The organism is Microbacterium sp. BH-3-3-3 (assembly GCF_007679045.1).
Classification (GTDB): domain Bacteria; phylum Actinomycetota; class Actinomycetes; order Actinomycetales; family Microbacteriaceae; genus Microbacterium; species Microbacterium algihabitans.
On record NZ_VEFS01000001.1, the window covers coordinates 978,330 to 998,707 of the forward strand.

15 protein-coding genes and 1 pseudogene are annotated in these 20,378 nt (G+C 69.9%); 7 read left to right on the forward strand and 9 right to left on the reverse strand.

Going from position 1 to position 20,378, the window contains the following annotated elements; genetic code table 11:
- Positions 1-7 precede the first annotated feature (7 nt).
- The 4 genes from FS769_RS04580 to FS769_RS04595 all read right to left on the reverse strand — a co-directional run bounded on the left by FS769_RS04580 (position 8) and on the right by FS769_RS04595 (position 4,106).
- A complete protein-coding gene (locus FS769_RS04580) occupies positions 8-871 on the reverse strand; it encodes a ketose-bisphosphate aldolase (RefSeq protein ID WP_144829946.1) in 864 nt (287 codons plus the stop codon).
- A gap of 35 nt (positions 872-906) precedes the next feature.
- Positions 907-1,809 (reverse strand): carbohydrate ABC transporter permease, encoded by a 903-nt coding sequence (locus FS769_RS04585; RefSeq protein WP_260979693.1) that lies wholly within the window; start codon positions 1,807-1,809, stop codon positions 907-909.
- Position 1,810: 1 nt separating this feature from the next.
- Positions 1,811-2,740, reverse strand: a complete 930-nt coding sequence (locus FS769_RS04590) for a carbohydrate ABC transporter permease (protein ID WP_144829949.1) — start codon at positions 2,738-2,740, stop codon at positions 1,811-1,813.
- Between the two features lie 73 nt (positions 2,741-2,813).
- On the reverse strand, positions 2,814-4,106 hold the full coding sequence (locus FS769_RS04595; protein ID WP_144829952.1) for a sugar ABC transporter substrate-binding protein: 1,293 nt from the start codon (positions 4,104-4,106) through the stop codon (positions 2,814-2,816).
- Between the two features lie 234 nt (positions 4,107-4,340).
- On the opposite strand from FS769_RS04595, the gene FS769_RS04600 reads away from it, so the two are divergent.
- On the forward strand, positions 4,341-5,147 hold the full coding sequence (locus FS769_RS04600; RefSeq protein WP_144829955.1) for a DeoR/GlpR family DNA-binding transcription regulator: 807 nt from the start codon (positions 4,341-4,343) through the stop codon (positions 5,145-5,147).
- 3 nt (positions 5,148-5,150) lie between these two features.
- Here FS769_RS04600 and FS769_RS04605 read toward each other — a convergent pair whose 3' ends face one another.
- Positions 5,151-6,278 carry a sorbosone dehydrogenase family protein gene (locus tag FS769_RS04605; RefSeq protein WP_144829958.1) on the reverse strand — a complete coding sequence of 376 codons (1,128 nt, stop codon included), beginning with the start codon at positions 6,276-6,278 and terminating at the stop codon, positions 5,151-5,153.
- Positions 6,279-6,587: 309 nt separating this feature from the next.
- On the opposite strand from FS769_RS04605, the gene FS769_RS04610 reads away from it, so the two are divergent.
- Entirely contained in the window at positions 6,588-7,247 is a 660-nt protein-coding gene (locus FS769_RS04610; RefSeq protein ID WP_230704122.1) for a hypothetical protein, read from the forward strand.
- A 67-nt stretch (positions 7,248-7,314) separates the two neighbouring features.
- Positions 7,315-8,958, forward strand: a complete 1,644-nt coding sequence (locus tag FS769_RS04615; RefSeq protein ID WP_144829964.1) for a LamG-like jellyroll fold domain-containing protein — start codon at positions 7,315-7,317, stop codon at positions 8,956-8,958.
- Between the two features lie 99 nt (positions 8,959-9,057).
- Here FS769_RS04615 and FS769_RS04620 read toward each other — a convergent pair whose 3' ends face one another.
- On the reverse strand, positions 9,058-10,413 hold the full coding sequence (locus tag FS769_RS04620) for an APC family permease (RefSeq protein WP_144829966.1): 1,356 nt from the start codon (positions 10,411-10,413) through the stop codon (positions 9,058-9,060).
- A 17-nt stretch (positions 10,414-10,430) separates the two neighbouring features.
- A complete protein-coding gene (locus tag FS769_RS04625; protein ID WP_144829969.1) occupies positions 10,431-12,035 on the reverse strand; it encodes an amidohydrolase in 1,605 nt (534 codons plus the stop codon).
- Between the two features lie 172 nt (positions 12,036-12,207).
- On the opposite strand from FS769_RS04625, the gene FS769_RS04630 reads away from it, so the two are divergent.
- On the forward strand, positions 12,208-12,837 hold the full coding sequence (locus FS769_RS04630; RefSeq protein ID WP_144829972.1) for a TetR/AcrR family transcriptional regulator: 630 nt from the start codon (positions 12,208-12,210) through the stop codon (positions 12,835-12,837).
- Between the two features lie 7 nt (positions 12,838-12,844).
- Here the strand turns inward: FS769_RS04630 and FS769_RS04635 are convergent, their stop codons facing one another.
- Both FS769_RS04635 and FS769_RS04640 read right to left on the reverse strand, forming a co-directional pair.
- The gene (locus FS769_RS04635; RefSeq protein ID WP_144829975.1) at positions 12,845-13,660 is read right to left on the reverse strand and encodes a DUF1206 domain-containing protein; all 816 of its coding nucleotides are present in this window, start codon (positions 13,658-13,660) and stop codon (positions 12,845-12,847) included.
- 16 nt (positions 13,661-13,676) lie between these two features.
- Positions 13,677-14,357, reverse strand: a complete 681-nt coding sequence (locus tag FS769_RS04640) for a phosphatase PAP2 family protein (RefSeq protein WP_144829978.1) — start codon at positions 14,355-14,357, stop codon at positions 13,677-13,679.
- Between the two features lie 115 nt (positions 14,358-14,472).
- On the opposite strand from FS769_RS04640, the pseudogene FS769_RS04645 reads away from it, so the two are divergent.
- The 3 genes and pseudogenes from FS769_RS04645 to FS769_RS04655 form a co-directional block, all read left to right on the forward strand.
- Positions 14,473-16,146: pseudogene (locus FS769_RS04645) on the forward strand (amidase); the annotation flags it as partial.
- A 359-nt stretch (positions 16,147-16,505) separates the two neighbouring features.
- Entirely contained in the window at positions 16,506-19,325 is a 2,820-nt protein-coding gene (locus FS769_RS04650) for an aminotransferase class III-fold pyridoxal phosphate-dependent enzyme (protein ID WP_260979694.1), read from the forward strand.
- Positions 19,326-19,352: 27 nt separating this feature from the next.
- Positions 19,353-20,378, forward strand: a complete 1,026-nt coding sequence (locus FS769_RS04655; protein WP_260979695.1) for an agmatine/peptidylarginine deiminase — start codon at positions 19,353-19,355, stop codon at positions 20,376-20,378.

The following is a 20,378-nucleotide window of genomic DNA, read 5'->3' on the forward strand; positions in this document are numbered from 1 at the left end:
CGTCCGATCAGTAGAGGTCGGCCTTGCCGGCGGCGCCGAACAGGTCGATCTTCTCAACGGCGGTCACCTTCATGGCGGCGATGCACTCGGGCTGGATGGCGTTCGGCTCGCGCAGGCGGCGGTCGGTGCCGAGCACCTCGCGCATGCGGTCGTGGTACGCCACCTTGATGTCGCTGGAGATGTTGATCTTGTTGATGCCGAGCGACACCGCGCGGGCGAGCTCCGCGTCGGGGTTGCTCGATCCGCCGTGCAGCACGAGCGGGATGCCGACGGCGGCCTTGATCTGCTCGAGCAGGTCGTGGCGCAGCTCGGGGTTCTTCTCGGCCGGGTAAAGACCGTGCGAGGTGCCGATGGCGATCGCGAGGCTGTCGACGCCGGTCTGCTCGACGAAGCGCACCGCGTCGTCGACGTTGGTGTAGATGATCTCGGCCGCTCCCGACTCGCCGTAGCTGTCGTTCGCGCCGATGGTGCCGAGCTCTCCCTCGACCTGCACGCCGACGGCGTGGGCGGCCTCGACGACCTTGCGGGTGAGCGCCACGTTCTGCTCGAACGGCTCGAGCGAGGCGTCGATCATGACCGAGGTGAAGCCGGCCTTGATCGCGGTGATGATCTGGTCGTACGTTCCGCCGTGGTCCCAGTGGATGGCCACCGGCACGCTCGAGCGGTGCGCGCGGGCGTGCATCGCCGGGATCAGGTCGGTGGTGATGTGCGAGACCTCGTCGGGGTGGATCGCGATGATGACCGGAGCGTTCTTCTCCTCGCTGATGTCCATGATCCCGGTGAACATCGCCCAGTCGCTGATGTTGAAGGCCGGGATGGCGAAGCTGTGGGCATTGGCGACGTCGAGGATGGACTTGCCGGTGTAAAGCACGGATGACTCCTTGTTCGGGGTTGGTTGGGCGGCGGTCAGCTCTTCACCGAGCCGGCCGTCAGGCCGCTGATGAAGAAGCGTTGGAAGAAGAGGAAGAGCAGCAGCACCGGGATCGAGCCGAGGATGCTCATCGCCATGATCTGGTTCCACTCGTACGAGTGCTGGCCCATGAGCAACTGGATGCCGATGGGCACGGTGCGCATGTCGATGGTGCGCGTGAGGGTCAGGGCGAACAGGAACTCGTTCCACGCGATCATGAACGTGTAGATGCCCACCGAGACGATGCCCGGGATCGAGATCGGCACGAGCACGCGCCACAGCGCGGTGAAGGAGCCGGCGCCGTCGACGCGGACCGCCTCGTCGAGCTCCTTGGGGAGGGTGTTGAAGTACCCGGTCATCATGATGATCGCGTAGGGCAACGTGAAGACCATGTAGGTGAAGATCAGGCCCGGATAGGTGTTGTAAAGGCCGAGCCCGACCATCAGCCCGAAGTACGGGATGAGCAGCGTGATCGGCGGCACGGCTTGGACGCTGACGATGATGACGTTGACGATGCGCTTGCCGCGGAACTCGAAGCGGCTGAACGCGTACGCCGCCTGGATCGCGACGAGGAGCGTCAGGATCGTCACCGCTCCCGCCACGACGTAGCTGTTGATGAAGAAGCGCACCGTCTCGGGGTTGGTGAAGATCGACACGTACGCGTCGAACGAGAAGGTGTCGGTGATCAGGCGCGGCGGGAGCTCGAAGATCTGCGTGTTCGACTTGAACGAGCTCGACAGCATCCACAGCACCGGACCCGCGGCGAACACCGCTCCGATGACGAGGCCGATGAGCACGCCGGTCTGGGCGAGCCGGCGACGCGTCTTCGTGGTAGCGACGCGCTGACGCGGGGCGGTGGTGCCGACGCGCTGACGCGGCGTGGTGGTCGTCGAGGCCATGTCAGTCCCTCGCCTTCTGCTGGCGGACGTAGAGCACCGCGATGATCATCGACATCGCCAGGACCAGCACCGCCGAGGTGGAGGCCATCGAGAAGTCGTATTTCGCGAATGCGAGCTTGTAGGTGAAGGTGCTGAGCATCTCGGTGACGTCGATCGGACCGCCGCCCGTGGTCAGCCAGATGAGGGCGAACTGCTGCGAGGTCCAGATCAGGTCGAGCAGCACGAGGCTGACGATGATGGGTCGCAGCTGCGGGATCGTGACGTTCCAGAACCGCTGCGCGGGGCTCGCCCCGTCGACGGTCGCCGCCTCGTACAGGTCGCTCGGAATGCCCTGGAGGCCGGCGAGCAAGCTGACCATGAAGAACGGGTAGCCGGCCCAGATGTTGATGAACGTGACGGTGCCCAGGGCGAGCTGCGGCGACGAGAGCCACTCGATGTTCGTGTTCAGGAGGAAGTTGACGATGCCGTTGGGGGCGAGCAGCATGCGCCACAGCACCGCGATCACCGCGACGGTGAACAGCCAGGGCAGCACGTACAGCCCGCGGAAGATCGCGCGGGGCACCGCTCCGATCAGGCGACTGTTGAGCAGCATCGCGAACGACAGACCGAGCACGAGGTGCGCGGCGACGCTGGTGAGGGTGAAGAAAAGGGTGTTGCCGGTGGCCTTCCAGAAGCCCGGGTCCGTCAGGATCGCGACGTAGTTGTCGACGCCGACGAGGTCGGGACTCTTGTTCAGGATGACGTTGTCCTGGAAGGAGTACCCCACGACCATCACGATCGGAACGATCATCAGGACGAAGAGCAGGATCAGGGTCGGCGACAGGAAGACGTACGCCTCGCCGGCCTTGCGGAGCTGGCGGGTGCGGCGCGAGGTGGGCCGTCCGGTGACGATCACCTCGGTGTCGGGGGGAGTGAGGGTGCGCATTGACATGGTGTGCGGCTTTCGATGAGCGGGATGCCGCACCGCCAGGCGGTACGGTGCGGCATCCCGGATCAGGATCGGATCAGAACTCCGACGTCCATTCGTCCTGCGACTTCTTCAGCGCGTCGCTCATGGACTGCTGACCGTCGAGGGCTGCCTGGAACTGCTCGCCGAACTGGCGCATCAGGTCCTCGGCGACGGGCAGACCGGTGAACTCGTTCGCCGGGTAGCCCTTCTTGTAGATGTCGAAGGCGGTCTTGAACAGCTCGTCGTCCTCGACGAACGTGGGCACGCTCTCGGTGTTGCCCGGGAACGCCTTGGCCATCGTCGACAGCTCGCTGTTGACGTCCTTGCCCATCAGGAACTGCACGAGCTTGAATGCGGCGTCCTTGTGCTCGGAGTTCTCGGCGACGCCGATGCCCCACGAGGCGTAGGGGATGCCGCGCTCGCCGGAGAAGCCGTCTTCGGCGGGGATCGCCGAGATCGAGAACTTCAGGTCGGGGTTGGACTCGCGGATGAGGTTGATGTGCGCGAGCGAGTCGATCATCATGCCCACGCGGCCGTTCGTGAACTCCTCGACCTTGTCCTGCTCCTTCATGGTGAACGAGCCCGGCGCGATGACGCCGTCCTTCCACAGCTGCTGGATGTAGTCGGTCGCCGACGAGACGTCGGAGTTCGTCAGGTCGGGCTTGCCGTCCTTGAGCATCGATCCGCCCGAGGCCCACACCCACGACATGACGTCGTTCTGCACGCCGTTGGGGGCTTCGAGCGAGAGCGGAAGCACCCACCCGGAGACGTCGCCGCCGAGGGCGGTGATCTTCTTCGCGGCGTCGGCGAACTCGGTGCGCGTGGACGGCGGGGCCGAGACGCCCGCCTGCGAGAGCAGACCGTCGTTCGTGAACATCGGGTAGACGAAGTTGACGACCGGGATCATGTACGTGCTGCCGTCGACCTTGATCTGGCTGGCGAGCTGGCTCTCGTCGTAGCCGGAGTCGCTCATGAGCTTCGACAGGTCGGCGATCACGCCCTGCTTGGCGAAGTCGCTGACCCACGCGCCGTCGAGACCGACGACGTCGGGCATGGTGCCGGATGCCGCTCCGGCGAAGAGCTGCTCCTTGGTGGAGGCGTACGGGCCGCTGACCAGGTCGACCTTGATGCCCGGGTTCTCCTTCTCGAACTGGTCCATGAGACCGCGGAATTGCCCGTCGCCCAGTTCGGGCTCCCACCACTGGGCGAATTCGATCGTGACGTCCCCGCCGTCCGCGGGTGCGGCGTTGTTCGACGAGCACCCCGCCATCGCCAGGAGGGTCGTGGCCGCTGCTGCGACACCGACGAGCTTGAAGGCGTTCCGACGCCGGCGCCCGCTGTTGTCCATCGTTTCTCCTCGTTGAGATCTGCTGCATTTCGCGCTGTTCTGCGCGTTCTTGCATCTTTGAGCATGAGTATGCGCGTCCTTGCGGGAGAAGGTCAAGCGTTCGATGCAGATTCGTGACAATTCACGCACGAAAGCGCGCCAGAGAACGCAGATCACCGGCCAAAGCTGCTGTTCTTTGCCGTTTTCTCACAAATCCTGCGGATGCCGCAGCAGAACCGTGCTAAAGATGACGCCATGGACGGAAGCACAGCCACGACGAAGCGGCGGTTGCCGGCGGGCCGCAAGGCGGAACTCGCCGCCTACGTCGCCGACACCGGACAGGTCACGGTGGTCGACCTCGCCTCGCACTTCGGCGTCTCGATCGACACCGTCCGCCGCGATCTCGATCAGCTCGATCGCGAGGGCATCGTCGTGCGCACGCACGGCGGGGCCGTCAGCGCGATGTCGGTCCCCGGCCGTGATCGCGGGCTGGACGTGCGCCTGCAGATGCAGATCTCCGAGAAAGAGCGCATCGCCGCCCTCGCCGTCGAGCTCATCGAAGACGGCTCCACGCTCATGCTGAACGCCGGCACGACGACGCTCGCCGTCGCGCGCGCCCTGCGCAACCACCGCGACCTCACCATCGCGACGAACAACCTGCGCATCCCCGCCGAGATCTCGCCGTCGGTGTTCCGCGACCTCTTCATCTTCGGCGGAGCGGTCCGCACGATCACCCAGGCCACCACGGGCCCGGTGACCCTCGCGATGAACTCGCACTCCCCCGAGGTCGACATCCGCAGCGACTACGCCCTCATCGCGGTGGGGGCGGTCGACGGGTCGGGCTTCTCCACGAGCAACCTCGGCGACGCCACGATGATGACCGAGATGATCCAGAAGGCCGACCGCACGGCGATCCTCGCCGACTCCTCCAAGCTCGACCGGCGCCTGTTTGCGCAGATCGCCCCTCTCGAGAAGGCGGACTACCTCATCACCGACGCACCGCCGTCCGCGGAGCTCGCTGCAGCCCTCGCGGAGGCGGGCGTCACGGTCCTGACCCCCTGACGCTCAGTCGGCGACGAGGGGCACGCGCAGGATCGCGTCGGAATCGCCGCCTCCACGGTCGGTGTTGCTCGTCACGACCCACAGTGCACCGTCGGGGGCGACGACGACGTCGCGCAGCCGCCCGTACGTGCCGACGAAGTACTCCGACGCCGCGCCCAGGTCGGCCGTCGGGACGACGCGCACGCGCTGGCCGCGCAAGTTGGCGATCACCACCGCCCCGTCGATCACCGCGAGACCACTCGGACTGGCATCCGTCGGCGCCCACTGCTGCACGGGGTCCACGAAGCCCGCCTGCCCTCCCGTGCCCTCGACCTCGGGCCAGCCGTAGTTCGCACCCGGCTCGATGACGTTCAACTCGTCCCAGGTGTTCTGGCCGAACTCCGACGCGTACATGACGCCCGCGGCATCCCACCCGATGCCCTGCGGGTTGCGGTGACCGAGACTCCACACCGGCGAACCCGGGAACGGGTTGTCGGCAGGTATGGCCCCGTCGGGCTCGACGCGCAGGATCTTGCCGCCGAGCGAACCGGAATCCTGGGCGGCACCGGGTTCGGAGGCATCTCCGGCCGTGACGTACAGCAGGCCGTCGGGGCCGAAGGCGATGCGCCCGCCGTTGTGGATGTTCGCCGAGGGGATGCCGTCGACCACCGTCTCGGCGGCGCCCAGGCGCAGCGAGCCGGGCTCGCCCTCGAGGGGGAGACGCATCACGCGGTTGTCGTCGGCCGTCGTCGCGTAGGCGTACAGGAACCCGTCGGAGACGGCGATGCCGAGCAGGCCTCCTTCGCCGCCGGGCGCGACCCCGGGTACCTCGCCGACCACTCGCGTGGATCCGTCGACGATCTCGAGCACCTCGCCGGTGTCGCGTTGGCTCACCAGCGCGGTGTCCGCGTCGAAGGCGACCGACCACGGGGTCGTGAGCCCCTCGACCACCGTGGTCGGCTCCAGAGAGAGGGCGAGCGGTGCATCGGAAGACGACGACGGCGACGGCGACGGGGCAATGGACGAGGGCGGCGCGGGGCTCGGGGTGCCGGCATCCGTCTGCCGTTCGGCAGCGCATCCGGCGAGGGCGGCGAGCGCGAGCGCCCCGACGGCGGCCGCGGTCGCGCGCAGCGGAACAGTAGCGGTGGTCATGGCTCTCCTCGTCGGGGTCCGTGGATCTCCGGGATACCCGCCCGACCTGAGTTCTCGGTGAGGGTTGCGCCGCCTCGCGTCGCGCGGGGGCGAGCGTCGTTCGCGGGTGACCTCCATCTGGCGGGCGGGTGAGAGGTCGGAGGACCCTGCAGTGGGGGTGACGCCGCCGCGCTCCGCCGCGCGGCCCTCGTGATGGGGCCGGACGACACTCCACCCGCCCGGGCCGACGTCGGCACGCCCCTCAGCCGGGATAACGGGGGTCCTTGTATGAGGATGCCCAACCCCGTCCTCGCCCACCAAGGAGCACCCGTGTCCTCATCGTCCTCACCCACGCCCGCGCGCCGGCGCCGCCGCCTCGCGCTGCCCGTCGTCCTCGCCGGCAGCATTGCCTCGCTGATCCTCGCCCTCGGGCTCTCACCCACCGTCGCCGCTTTCACCGCGTCGATCCAGAACACGATCAACACCGCCGGCGCGGGCTCGCTGATCATGCAGGAGAACGACTCCACCGGGCAGATCGTCTGCAAGAGCACCGACGGTGCGAGCGGGGTGTCCACGAACAGCGCCACGTGTTCGACCATCAACAAGTACGGCGGCGACTTGGCGATGGCACCGGGCCAGACGGTCACGACGAACATCCCGATCCTGAACGCCGGAACGCTCGACGCGAAGGGCTTCACGCTGACCCCCGGCGCGTGCACCCAGTCGGCCTCGAGCACGGTCTACGGCTCCGCCACCGACCTGTGCTCGCAGATGAAGATCAAGATCACCTCCGGCGCCTTCGTCCTCTACGACGGCACCGTCGCCGGCCTGTCGTCGACGATCGACATCCTCGACAAGGTGGGGGCCTCTTCGCTCCCGGCCGGTTCGTCGGCGACCTTCACGTTCGCGGTGACCCTGCCGAGCACCCTCGACGCCAGCTACTCGAACCTGAAGGTGTCGCAGCCGCTCACCTGGACGTTCTCGTCCTGAGCCCCGCCCCGTGACCGACACCCTCGAAGCTCCGCCCGCCCGGGGTCGTCGCGGATCCGCTTTACCGGTGGCGGTCGTGATCGCGTTGCTCGCGGTCGCGATCGCCACCGTTCTCGGGGCCACGGGCACCCGTCTGTTCGTCGTCGAGACCCCGAGCATGGCCGAGGCGGCGCCCGTCGGCACGCTCGTCGTGACGGAGCCCCGCAGCCACTACGACGTGGGCGATGTCGTGACGTACACGCACGACGACCGCACGATCACGCACCGCATCGTCGAGACCGACGGCGACGTCTTCCGCACGCGTGGCGATCTCAACGGCTCCGCCGACCCGTGGGACGTGCGTCCCGATCAGATCATCGGCGCGGCCACGCTCATCGCACCCGGACTCGGGTTCGTGCTGAAGGCCGCCCCTTGGCTCCTGCTCGGCGCGGCCCTCGTCGAGACGCTCGCGCGGGCGCGCTCCGGCCGTCGCGCCTGGGCGTGGAGCGTTCGGTTGACCGGATGGGCCGTCGTGATCACCGCGCTGACCTTCTGGCTCCGCCCCTGGTTCAACATGGTGCTGCTCGATTTCCGCGCCGCCGACAGCGGCGACGGAGCCCTCATGCACGTCGTGAACACCGGCATCCTGCCCCTGCTCGTCGACACGACCCGTCTGATCAGTGGCGAGCAGGCGACGGTGCTGTCCACTCATCGCATCGCTTCGGGTGCGTACTCGCTCACTCCCGTGCCCGACCCCGACTTGCCGGCGCGCATCCTGCTCGTGCTCCTGTGCCTTCTGCCCTTCTTCGCGTCCCTCCTGATCTGCGAGAGCGACGTCGTGCCGGCCGGGGGCGTGCGCGTCCGCGCCGATCGTCGCGCGCGCACGGTGCTCGTCCCCGTGGCCATCGCGACCCTCGTCGCCGTGATCGCGCTCACCTGCGTCGGCGGAAGCCAGGCCGCCCTCTCCGCATCGATCCGCAACACCTCCGACACGGCGGGGGCGATCAATCAGGACTGCCGCTTCGCCGTGACCCGCCTCGCCGCCGAGAACCCCTCCGACCTCTACGCCGCGTACGCGATGTCGGCGACCTCGACGGCATCCGAGACCGACATCTCGGGCCACGGTCGCACCGGCACCTGGCGCAAGCCCCCCACCACCTCGGGCTCGGTAGGATGCCGACGCGACAGCCCCGCCAGATCCGTGACCTTCGACGGCTCGCAGTGCCTGTACGTGCCCGGCCAGCTCGACCCGCAGACCTACAGCCTCGAGGCGTGGTTCTCGACCACCTCGGCCCCGAGCGGCAAGATCGTGGGGTTCGGCACCGACCCGGCACCCGAGAACGAGAACCACTGGGACCGCCACATCTACCTCGACGCGACCGGGCGCATCGTCTACGGCAACTTCCCCGACGCCTTCGCCCTGATCGCCACGCCCGCGGGCAGAAGCTACGCCGACGGAGCGTGGCACGCGGTGGTCGCGACGCTCTCGAGCTCCGGCATGCAGCTGTACGTCGACGGTGCACTCGTCGGCACCGACGGCGCCACCCGAGGCCAGTGGTACGACGGCTACTGGAAGTTCGGGTGCGGCAAGACCGACTTCTGGACGTCGCAGACCGGTCCCGCCGCGAGCGACCCCGCCTTCTTCACGGGCTCGATCCAGTACGGCGCGATCTACGACCGGGTCCTGACGGCCGCGGAGGTCGAGGACCACTGGCTCGCCGGCACCGGGTGACGTGGATGCCGACCGGAGACGACCGGCCGGGGTGTCGCCCGGACGGACCCGCGGGGCAAGATGGTCGCCGCGACGCCCGGAACGCCGCGGCGACGCGCGTCAGGCGACGACCCGCTCGCGGGCCGGGGCCTCGTCGTCGAACTCCACCTCGGGCGTGCGACGGCGGAAGCCGCGGGTGAGCACCGCCAGCCAGATCACACCCACACCGATCCACACGAGCCCCACGGTCAGGGCGAGGGGCGACAGGCTGAACCACAGCCATGCGGTCAGGGCGAAGGCCAGGCCCGGCAGCACCCCGTACCGGAAAATCGCCGCGCCCCCGCGCCGACGCTCGTCGATGAGGAAGTGCTTCACGACCGAGAGGTTGACCAGCGAGAACGCGGCGAGCGCGCCGAAGCTGATGAGGGATGCCACGGTGTTCAGGTCGGCGAAGAGCGCGGCGAGAGAGACGACACCGACGAAGAGGGCCGCACCGATCGGCGTGCGGTACCTCGTGCTGAGCCGGGCGAAGAAGCGCGGGAGCACACCGTCGCGGCCCATCGCGAAGAGGATGCGCGAGACGCTCGCCTGGGAGGCGAGGGCCGCCGCGATGCAGCCGGCGATGTAGGCGACGAGGAAGAACACCTCGAGCCAACGGCCCGCCGACATCTCCATGATCTGGTTGGCCGCGGCATCCGGATGCTCGATGTCGGCCACGTTCGGGATCACCAGCGTCGACACGTAGGCGATGACGGTGAAGATGAGTCCGCCGATGACCGTCGTGAGGACGATCGCCCGGGGAACCGTGCGCTCGGGGTCGCGCGCCTCTTCGGACATCGTCGAGATCGCATCGAATCCGAGGAACGACAGCGCCAGCATCGCCGCGCCGGCCAGGAGCCCCGGGAAGGTGAGGCCCGCGTCGTACAGCGGCTGCAGCAGCGAGACGCCCGGGTTCTGCAGCACGTGCAGCACCGCGCACACCACGAACACCGCGGCGAAGACGAGCTGCAGGCCCACGAGCACGAGGTTCGCGTTGCGCACGACCGTGACGCCGACGATGTTCAGGCCCGTGATCAGCAGGACCCCGGCCAGGGCGAACACCCACGGGGGGATCCCCGGCAGCTGCGCGTTGAGGTAGATGCCGATCAGCACGTAGTTGATCAGCGGCAGCAGCAGGTAGTCGATCATGAGCGACCAGCCGGTGAGGAAGCCGACCGTGCCGCCGAAGGCGCGGCGGGCGTAGGTGTAGGCGCTTCCGGCGCGCGGGAACGCCTTCACGAGAGCGGCATAGCTGAACGCCGTGAAGAGCATCGCCACGAGGGTGACGAGGTAGGCGGTCGGCACGTGGCCGCCCGTGGTGACGGCGACGAGGCCGTAGGTCGTGAACACGGTGAGGGGCACCATGTACGCCAAGCCGAAGATGACGAGGGAGGGAACTCCCATGACTCGCCGCAGCGAGGTGTCGGTGGAGGTCACGCGCTTTCCTGTTCGGGTCAGACGGCGGCGGGTTCGGGGACCGGCGCCGTATAGGTGCGGATACCGCGTCGCCAGGTGCCCCGGATTCGGGCATCGGCGATGCGGTCGGCGGGGCCGCGGCGCACGTCGCGGTCGAGCCAGACGAGGTCGGCGCGCATGCCGGGACGCAGGGTCCCGCGGGTGGCATGGTCGCCGGCCTGGTGGGCCACGCCGCTCGTGGCGGCGTCGATGGCTTCGGAGAGGGTGAGTCGTTCGTCGGGCTGCCAGCCTCCGGCCGGTCGGCCGGCGGCGTCCTGCCGCGTGACGGCGGTGCGGAGCCCCACCAGGACGTCGGGCGAGGTGACGGGCCAGTCGCTGCCGAAGCTGAGGCGTGCTCCGGCATCGCGTGCCGCACGCATGCGGTACTGCCGCTCGCGGTGGGGGCCGAGGCGCGGGAGGGTGAGCTCGGTCATGACGTCGTCGGCCATCGCCCACTGCGGCTGGAAGCAGAACGTCACGTCGAGGTCGGCGAGACGGGGCAGGTCGGCGGGGTCGACCACCTGCGCGTGCGCGATGGTCATCCGTCGGCCGCGCCGCAGGCTCTCGCGGATGCCCTCCGCCGCATCGAGGGCGGCGCGCACCGCGGCGTCGCCGATGGCGTGGAGATGCACGTCGAAGCCCGCGGCGTCGCACGCGGCGACGGCGTCGACGAGCTGATCGGGCCGCCAGTTGGGCAGGCCGCGCGTGCGGGCGTCGTGGTAGCACTCGAGCAGGTGGGCCGTGTGGTTCTCGAGGATGCCGTCGACGAAGAACTTCACGGTGCGGCAGGTCAGCCCGGGCGCGGCCGACACCTGCGCGGCCGTCTTTCGCAGCTCGTCGAGCTGAGCGGGCCAGCGGGTGGGGTCGGCGCGCAGCGCGAGGTCGACGTCGACCGCCAGGCGTCCGGCGCGCGCGGCGGCGATCCACGCCGGCACGTCGGGCGTCTCGGTCCACGCCTCCTGCACCCACGCGATGCCATGTGCGGCGAGGGCGGCGGTGGCGGCGGCGAGCGCCTCTACGTCGGCGGCGAGAGAGGGGCGCGGAGCGTGGTCGAGCACGAGGTCGATCGCCGGACGCTCGATGAGGGTCCCCGAGGGCGAGCCGTCGGCTCGACGCACGATGCGGCCGAGCGCGGGGTCGGGGGTGTCGGCGTCGACCCCGGCGGCACGCAGCGCCGCGGAGTTGACCCACACGGTGTGGTAATCCCAGGCGTGCAGCACGACGGGGCGGTCGGGCACGGCGTCGTCGAGCCAGCGCGCGTCGAACAGGCCGCCCTCGACGATCGTCGCGTCGTAGCTGCCGCCGACGAGCCATGCGGCATCGGATGCCGCGGCCCACTCCCGCACGCGCTCGACGATCTCGGCCACACGGGCGGCGTCGCGCAGGGCGGGTCCAGTGCGCTCGCGACCGGCCAGCAGCGGGTGCGCATGGCCGTCGCCGAAGGCGGGCAGCAGCAGCCCCCCGTCGAGGTCGACGTGCTCGGCGTCGGACGACACGGGATGCGCGTCGTCGACCACGACACCGTCGACGACGACGAGACGGTCGATGTCGGGCTGCTGCCCGTCGACCCGAATCGTCCCGCCGGTGAAGACGACGATCGCCATGGAAAACCTCCTCGTGACCCACGCTGTGAGAAACATACAGCGTAGGTTTCTTGAACGCTACGACGAGTCCTCCCCCGCTCCCGGCCGTTTCGCCGACTCGTCACGAACGCCTTACACGTTCGAAACACATCGCATCGCGTAGCGTGGTCGAACCCCACCGAAAGGCCCCGCCGTGCCCCGGCCGACCCAGCCCAAGCTCTCGCGCGACGCGATCGCCCGTGCCGCGCTCGCCCTCATCGACCGCGACGGCAGCCAGGGGGCGAGCATCCGCCGGGTCGCCGACCGCCTCAAGGTGCACCCGACCTCGCTCTACAACCACGTGCCGAATCTCGCCGCGTTGGTCGAAGACGTCCGCGCCCTCGTGTCGGCGCGCATCGATTCGTCATACCTCCGCGAACGCGAATGGGAGGAGGGCCTACTGCTGTGGGCGCGCTCCTACCGCGACGCCTTCCGCCGGCATCCGAAGACCATCCCCCTGCTGATGTCGCAGAGCTCGTCGGCTCCCCTGCTGATGTCGCAGTACGAGGACTTCGCGATCGCCGCGGAACGCGTCGGCTGGTCGAGCGACGACATCCTCCCGCTGCTGACTGCTTTCGAGTCGTTCATCATCGGCAGCGTGCTCGACATGACCGGCCCCTCGGTCATGTTCGACCCGTCGGGGCAGGAGCAGGACGTCCCCCGCTTCGCGGCTGCCTACGACACGCTCTCGAGCCACGACCCGGCCGACCCGGTGGCCACGCGCGCGTTCGAGCTCGGCCTGTCGCTGCTCATCGCGGGAGCGCGTCCCCGCCCTCCCGCGTGAGCCCGGCTCACATGCGCGCGTAACGCGCGCGGGCGAAGCAGAACAGCCCGTACACGACGAGTCCGGCGCCTACGAGCCAGAGCACGATCTGACCGAACGGCAGCCCGGCCAGCGAGCGCAACGCCGCGTCGAGACCGCCGGCGGCGTTCGGGTCGTGCGCGAAGGCCGCGACAAGGAACAGGATTCCGGCGACACCGATCGCAATGCCCTTGGCGATGTAGCCCACCATGCCGAACGTCCGGATGCCGCGACCCGCGGTTCCGCCGGGGCTCGAGATGTTCTTCATGAAGGCCTTGGTGATTCCGCGGATGATGAAGGCGACGCCGATGGCGGCCACGGCGAGGCCGATGACCACCAGGACCACGACGCCGGCGGGTGTCGCCATCAGCTGCGCGCTCATCGTGCGCGACTGCTCCCCCGAGTCGGAGCTGCCTCCCGAGACCACCGTGAAGGCGGTGAGGGCGATCGCCGCATAGGCGACGGCGGTGCCGACGTCCTTCGCGCGATGGGCCCATCGCTTCTTGGTGTCGGGGTCGCGCTCGGCGACGGCTTCGGCGATCTGCCAGACCGCGAGGGCGGCGAGACCGATCACGATGACCCACAGCAGCAGCATTCCGGCCGGTGCCTTCGCGACCTGGCCCAGCGCCCCGCTCTGGTCGGCGGTGTCGCCGCCGCTGCCGGTGGCGATCGAGATCGCGATGACCCCGATCAACAGGTGCAGCAGCCCCAGCACCACGTAGCCGATGCGCGCCGCCACTCGGAAAGCGGTGGAGTCCTGCGCTTTGTCGGCGGCGGCGGAAGCGGAGGCGGAGGCGGAAGTCATCCGGGCACGATAGCGCTCAGGAAGCCGCGGCGACCACCCGTTGCGCGCGACGCACTCTCCATACTTCGACGAGCGCCCACACCAACGTCGACACGGCGACGCCCTCGAGTAGGCCCGCCGTCACGTCGGAGAGCCAGTGCGCGTGCAGGTAGGTGCGACTCCACATCATCAGCAGGACCCACACCGCCCCGGCGACCCAGATCCACCCGCGGCGCAGGATGAGCGCGAGGGTGATCGCGATGGTCGTCGCCACGGCGGTGTGCCCCGAGGGGAACGAGGTCGCCTGGGTCTCGGCGAGGGAGTCGGCCGGTCGGGCGCGGGCGATCACGGACGCGAGCGGCGCACCGATCAGCACGACGAGGGCGATCGCCCCCGCGACGTTGAGGGCGTCCCAGGGGCGCTTGATCAACAGGAAGACGATGGTGGTCGAGATGCCGATGACGATCATGCCGATCGTGCCGCCGACGGTGGCCGGGATCCACGCGATGATCACCAGGACGGGGTTGGCCAGGGCGGCCATCGCGTCGTCCCACCACTGATCGAACGCCAGCGGGGCCCCGCCGTCGAGGTCGACGGCCAGGCGCAGGGCCACGAACAGCACCGTCGCGATCACTCCCACGATCAGGGCGATGGGGCGACGCGCGTCGGACGTCGGTCGATCGGGCAGGATCGCGGGCTCGTCGGTGGTGGCATCCATCCGCGCATCGTCTCAGGAAGGGGGTGATTCGGGCTAGCCATTGCCGAGAGCAGGCGAAACACTTCTCGTGCAGATTCTTCTCGAAACCGTAAAACAAACAGTGTAGGTTTTCGCCATGACCTCCGAGGCCCTCACCGTCGTCGACGCCGACATCGACAGCCTGCGCCACGCCCTCGACGCCGGTCGCATCACGAGCGTCGAGCTCGTCGCGCGCTACCTCAACCGCATCGCGGCGTACGACCGCTCCGGCATCCGCCTCAACAGCGTGCCGGTGCTCGACCCCCGCGCGTTCGCCGCGGCACGCGCGTCCGACCTGCGCCGCGCACAGGGGCAGACGCTCGGCCCCCTCGACGGCATCCCGTTCACGGCGAAGGACAGCTACCGCGTCGAGGGCCTGCCCGTGGCATCCGGGTCCCCCGCCTTCCGCGACCTGATCGCGGGCGACGACGCCTTCGCCGTCGAGCGGCTGCGCGAAGCCGGCGCCGTGTTCCTGGGGCTCACCAACATGCCTCCCATGGCCGCCGGCGGCATGCAGCGCGGAGTGTACGGCCGCGCCGAATCGCCCTACAACGGGGACTATCTGGCATCCGCCTTCGGCTCCGGCTCGTCCAACGGATCGGGCACCGCCACCGCAGCCAGCTTCTGCGCGTTCGGGCTCGGCGAAGAGACGTGGTCGTCGGGCCGCGCCCCCGCCTCGCACAACGCCCTCGTGGCCTACACGCCCTCGCGCGGCGTGATCTCTGTGCGAGGCAACTGGCCCCTCGTCCCGACGATGGACGTCGTCGTCCCCCACACGCGCACGGTCGGCGACCTGCAGCACGTACTCGACGCGGTCGTCGCCGACGACGCCGAGACCGAGGGCGACCTCTGGCGCACGCAGCCGTTCATCGACCTCCCGCGTCCGTCCGAGGCGCGTCCCGCGTCGTTCGCCGCGCTCGAGCCGCTGCCGCTCGCGGGGCTGCGCCTCGCCGTGCCGCGCATCTACGTCAACGGCGATCCCGACAACGCCTCGCCCATCGTCACGCGCGACAGCGTGATGGCCCTCTGGAACGACCTGCGTGCCGATCTCGAAGCCGCGGGTGCCGAGGTCGTCGAGACCGCCTTCCCCGTCGTCGAGCGTTACGAGAAGCTGCACGCGGGCGACGAGGACTTCCTCGACCGCGGGTTCGTCACGCGCACCTTCCTCGATGACGAGGTGGGCGATCTCGCGGTGTGGGCGATGGACACGTTCCTGCGCACGAACGCCGACCCGCGGCTCCCTCGCCTCGCCGACGTCGAAGCGGCCCTGATCTTCCCGCACCCGCCGGGGGCGCTTCCCGACCGCTACGGCATCTGGCACTACGACATCTCGTACGACATCGGCGAGTACGTCGCCCGCGCGCAGGAGTGGGAGCCCGACTGGAAAGACGTGGCGAGCCTCGAAACGGGCCTGCGCGGTCTCGAGCACACGCGCCGCGTCGACTTCGAGGAGTGGATGGATGCCGAAGGCCTCGACGCCGTGATCTTCCCCACACAGTCCGACGTCGGTCCCGCCGACGCCGACGTGAACCCGGCCTCGGCCGACATCGCGTGGCGCAACGGCGTGTGGGTCTCCAACGGCAACCTGGTTCCGCGTCACCTCGGCATCCCCACCGTCACGGTGCCGATGGGGACGATGGCCGACACCGGGATGCCGGTGGGCCTGACCCTCGCCGGTCCCGCCTACAGCGACACGCGCCTCGTGCAGCTGGCCCAGGCGATCACCGCCCTCGGCGAGCGCCGCACGACGCCTCCGCGCACCCCCGCCCTGCCGGATGAGGCGGCCTTCGCCGAGCCCCGCCCCGCGGCCGAGGGCGAGCTGTCGGTCACCGTCGACGAGGTCTCGCGCGACGACGAGCGCGTGACCGTCTCGGCCATCGTCAGCGGAGGCGTTGCGGTCGATCACGCCCTCTTCCTCGACGGCGTGCGCGTTCCCGCGCGACTCGAGAACGGCCGGGTCACCGCCAAGGTCTCCCCCGAGCCGTCCGGCGAGCCCGTGAGCGAATGGGTCGCCCCCTACGGCCCGCTGGTCGTCATCGTCGTGCGCGATGCCGGGGGTGCCGTCGCGGGCGCCGTCGCCACGGCATCCGACTCTCCCCTGTGACACCCGAATCACCCGAGGAACACACCGTGACCGAGACCGCTCCGACCCCCGTCTTCGACTATTTCAGCCAGGTCGACCTGCCCACTCCGACGCTCTCCGACGACGAGGTGCAGCGCCTGTTCGCCGACACGTTCGGCGTCGAGATCGACGTGCAGGCTCTCGGCAGTCAGCAGGATCAGAACTTCCGCGTCTTCGCCCGGGGTTCGGCCGAGCCGCTCGGCGTGCTCAAGCTCAGCAACCCGGTCTTCAGCGAGGCCGAGATCGAGATGCAGGATGCCGCGGCGGCACGCGTCGCCGAGCGCAGCCCGCAGGTGCGCATCCCGCGCATCGTCGTGGGGCCGCGGGGCGCGATGTCGACGTGGTGGGAGTCCAGCCAGGGCCGCATCCACGCCCGGGTGATCGAGAACATCGCCGGCCGCACGCTGATGGGCTCGGGATACCTCTCCCCCGCGACGGTGGAGAACATGGGCGCGCTGTCGGCGGCGGTGAGCCTGTCGCTCGCCGACTTCACCCACCCCGCGAGCGCCCGCGTGCTGCAGTGGGACCTCCGCCACGCCGAGCGCGTCATCGACACCCTGCTCCCCCTCGAACCGGATGCCGGGGTGCGGGCGATCGTGCAGCGCGCGGCCGACGCCGCCCGAGCGGCTCTCGCCCCGGTCCGCGATCGGCTCCCCGTCCAGGCCGGGCACTTCGACGTCACCGACGACAACGTGCTGTGCGCCCCCGGCGCCGCGGTCCCCGACGCGGTCATCGACTTCGGCGACGTGTGCGCGTCGTGGCGCGTCGGCGAGATCGCGGTGACCGTCTCGTCGGTGCTGCACCACGACGATGCGACCCCCGAGACCGCCTTCCCCGCCATCCGCGCGTTCGACCAGGTACGCGACCTGACCGACGACGAGCTCACCGCGCTCTGGCCCCTGGTCATCCTCCGCGGCGCGGTGCTCGTGCTCAGCGGCCGCGCGCAGGTGCGCCTCGACGACGAGAACGAGTACGCCAGCGTCGCGCTCGACCGCGAGTTCCGCATCCTCGAGCAGGCGGCATCCGTCCCGATCCCCGTGATCACGGCCGCGACCCGGGCGGCCCTGGGGCGCTCCCGCTCCGAAGAGCCCGCGTGGACCGGCGCTCCGGTGCTCTCGCTCGGCCGTCACGTCGAGCTCGACGCCGCGACGGAGTCGCCGCTGAACGACGAGGGCGCCTGGCTCGATGCCTCGACCCTCGACGACGCGGCAATGGCCGCCCTCGACGCGGGCGCCGACGTCGTGACGGTGCCCGCATGGCGCGCGCGCCTGACCGGAACGACCGACCCGCTGCCCCCGACCCCCGAGACCGTGCCGACCGATGTGCTCGTCTGGCTTGCGAACCCGGCCGACGCCGACGACGCCCTGGTGTGGACGGTGGGCGCCGAGAGCGTGACGACCCTGCCCGCCCGCACGCGCCTCTCGGCTCGGCGACCGCTCGACGCACACGTTCCCCCGCGGCGCACCACCCGCGCGCTGGCCGACGCGTGGCGCGAGGTGGCCGGCGACCCCGGCGCCGTGATCGGCGTTCCGGCCGCGGCCCCGACCCCCGACGACCTCCTCGCTCGGCGCCACGAGGTGCTCGCGGAGGTGCAGGAGCACTACTACGCCGCTCCCCCGCGCATCGAGCGCGGCTGGCGCGAGCACCTCGTCGACGTCGACGGCCGGGTCTACCTCGACATGGTGAACAACGTCGCCTCGGTCGGTCACGCGCACCCTCACGTGGTCGCGGCGGGCTCGCGCCAGATGTGCCTGCTGAACACGAACTCGCGCTTCCACTACCGCGCGATCACCGACTTCGCGGATCGCATCGCGGCGACCCTCCCCGATGGCTTCGACACGGTGTTCTTCGTCAACTCCGGCTCCGAGGCCACCGACCTCGCGATCCGCCTGGCGATGGCCGCGACCGGCCGACCCGACATCGTCGCGATGCGCGAGGCGTACCACGGGTGGACCTACGCCAGCGATGCGGTGTCGACCTCGATCGCCGACAACCCGAACGCGTTGTCCACCCGCCCCGCGTGGGTGCACACCGTCGACGCCGCCAACTCCTACCGGGGCAAGTACCGGGGGGCGGATGCCGAGAAGTACGCGCCCGAAGCCGTCGCGGTCATCGACGAGCTCGCGGCATCCGGTCGCCCTCCGGCGGGGATGATCGCCGAGACCTATTTCGGCAACGCGGGCGGAGTCGCTCTTCCCGACGGCTATCTGACCGAGGTGTACGCCGCGATCCGCCGCCACGGCGGGCTCGCGATCGCCGACGAGGTGCAGGTCGGCTACGGCCGCCTCGGTGAATGGTTCTGGGGCTTCGAGCAGCAGGGGGCGGTGCCCGACATCGTCGCGGTGGCGAAGTCCATCGGCGGCGGCCACCCCCTCGGCGCCGTCATCACGCGGCGCGAGGTCGCCGACCGCTACCGCACGCAGGGGTACTTCTTCTCGTCCACCGGAGGCTCGCCCGTGTCGTCGGCGATCGGCATGGCCGTGCTCGACGTGATCGAGCAGGAGGGGCTGCAAGAGAACGCTCGGGTCGTCGGCGGTCACCTCAAGCGACGCCTCGAGAAGCTCGGCGAGAAGCACGACCTCATCGGCACCGTGCACGGCTCGGGCCTGTACCTGGGCGTCGAGTTCGTGCGCGACCGCGAGACCCTCGAACCCGCCACCGCCGAGACCGCCGCGATCTGCGACCGCCTGCTCGAGCGGGGCGTCATCATGCAGCCCACCGGCGACTTCCAGAACGTTCTGAAGATCAAACCGCCGCTGGTGGTCACGCAGGCGTCGGTCGACGTCTTCGTCGACGCGCTCGATCACGTCCTGACCACCGGATTCTGACCCGCCCCGACCCTCGAGGAGCACGCCATGTGGCGCATGCCCGCTGAAACCGCCCCCCACGAACGCACGTGGATGGCCTTCCCGCGCGAGGGCTTCACCCTCGGAGACGCAGCCGAGGCCCGCGAGGAGGGCTACCGCGCGTGGGCCGACGTCGCCCACGCGGTCGCGCAATTCGAGCCGGTGACGATGGTCGTCGACCCCACCGAGACCGCGCGCGCCCGGCGCATGCTGTCGGCGGAGGTCGAGATCGTCGAGGCGCCGCTCGACGAGTTCTGGATGCGTGACGTGGGCCCGACCTTCGTCACCGACCCCGATCGTCCCGGGGCGCTCGGCGCGGTCGACTGGATCTTCAACGGCTGGGGCGCCCCCGACTGGGCCGAGTGGCAGAAGTCGGCCGGCATCGCACGCGTGGTCGCCGAGCACATCGGCGCCGAACGCATCGGCTCGCTTCTCGTCGCCGAGGGCGGCGGCCTGCACGTCGACGGCACCGGCACCGTGCTCCTCACCGAGACCGTGCAGCTCGACCCGCGCCGAAACCCCTTCGCCGACCGCGCCCGCGTCGAGGCCGAGATGGCCCGCACGATCGGGGCGACGGATGCCGTGTGGCTCTCGCGCGGACTCACCCGCGACTACGACGAGTTCGGCACGAACGGCCACGTCGACATCGTCGCGACCTTCGCGTCACCGGATCACGTGCTCGTGCACGAGCAGACGGATGCCGCCCACCCCGACTTCGAGGTGTCGCAGCTCGTGCGCCGTGAGCTGTCCGACGCGTTCGCCGCGCGGGGCCGCGCGGTGACGATCACCGGTGTGCCCGCCCCCGCCACCCTCCGCGACGACGAGGGCTGGGTCGACTGGAGCTACATCAACCACCTCGTCACCAACGACGGCGTCGTGCTCTGCGGCTTCGGCGAGGAGTCCGCCGACGCCCGCGCCCGCGCGATCATCGGCGACGCCTACCCCGGTCGGCGCGTCGTGACGGTCGACGCCCGCCCGCTGTTCGACCGCGGCGGCGGCATCCACTGCATCACCCAGCAGCAGCCGCGGGTGTGA

Bases quoted from the DNA above. Each gene is read 5' to 3' on its own strand.
- FS769_RS04585 (WP_260979693.1), bottom strand. From the start codon at position 1,809: ATGGCCTCGACGACCACCACGCCGCGTCAGCGCGTCGGCACCACCGCC.
- FS769_RS04590 (WP_144829949.1), bottom strand. From the start codon at position 2,740: ATGTCAATGCGCACCCTCACTCCCCCCGACACCGAGGTGATCGTCACC.
- FS769_RS04595 (WP_144829952.1), bottom strand. From the start codon at position 4,106: ATGGACAACAGCGGGCGCCGGCGTCGGAACGCCTTCAAGCTCGTCGGT.
- FS769_RS04600 (WP_144829955.1), top strand. From the start codon at position 4,341: ATGGACGGAAGCACAGCCACGACGAAGCGGCGGTTGCCGGCGGGCCGC.
- FS769_RS04605 (WP_144829958.1), bottom strand. From the start codon at position 6,278: ATGACCACCGCTACTGTTCCGCTGCGCGCGACCGCGGCCGCCGTCGGG.
- FS769_RS04625 (WP_144829969.1), bottom strand. From the start codon at position 12,035: ATGGCGATCGTCGTCTTCACCGGCGGGACGATTCGGGTCGACGGGCAG.
- FS769_RS04635 (WP_144829975.1), bottom strand. From the start codon at position 13,660: ATGACTTCCGCCTCCGCCTCCGCTTCCGCCGCCGCCGACAAAGCGCAG.
- FS769_RS04640 (WP_144829978.1), bottom strand. From the start codon at position 14,357: ATGGATGCCACCACCGACGAGCCCGCGATCCTGCCCGATCGACCGACG.
- FS769_RS04655 (WP_260979695.1), top strand. From the start codon at position 19,353: ATGTGGCGCATGCCCGCTGAAACCGCCCCCCACGAACGCACGTGGATG.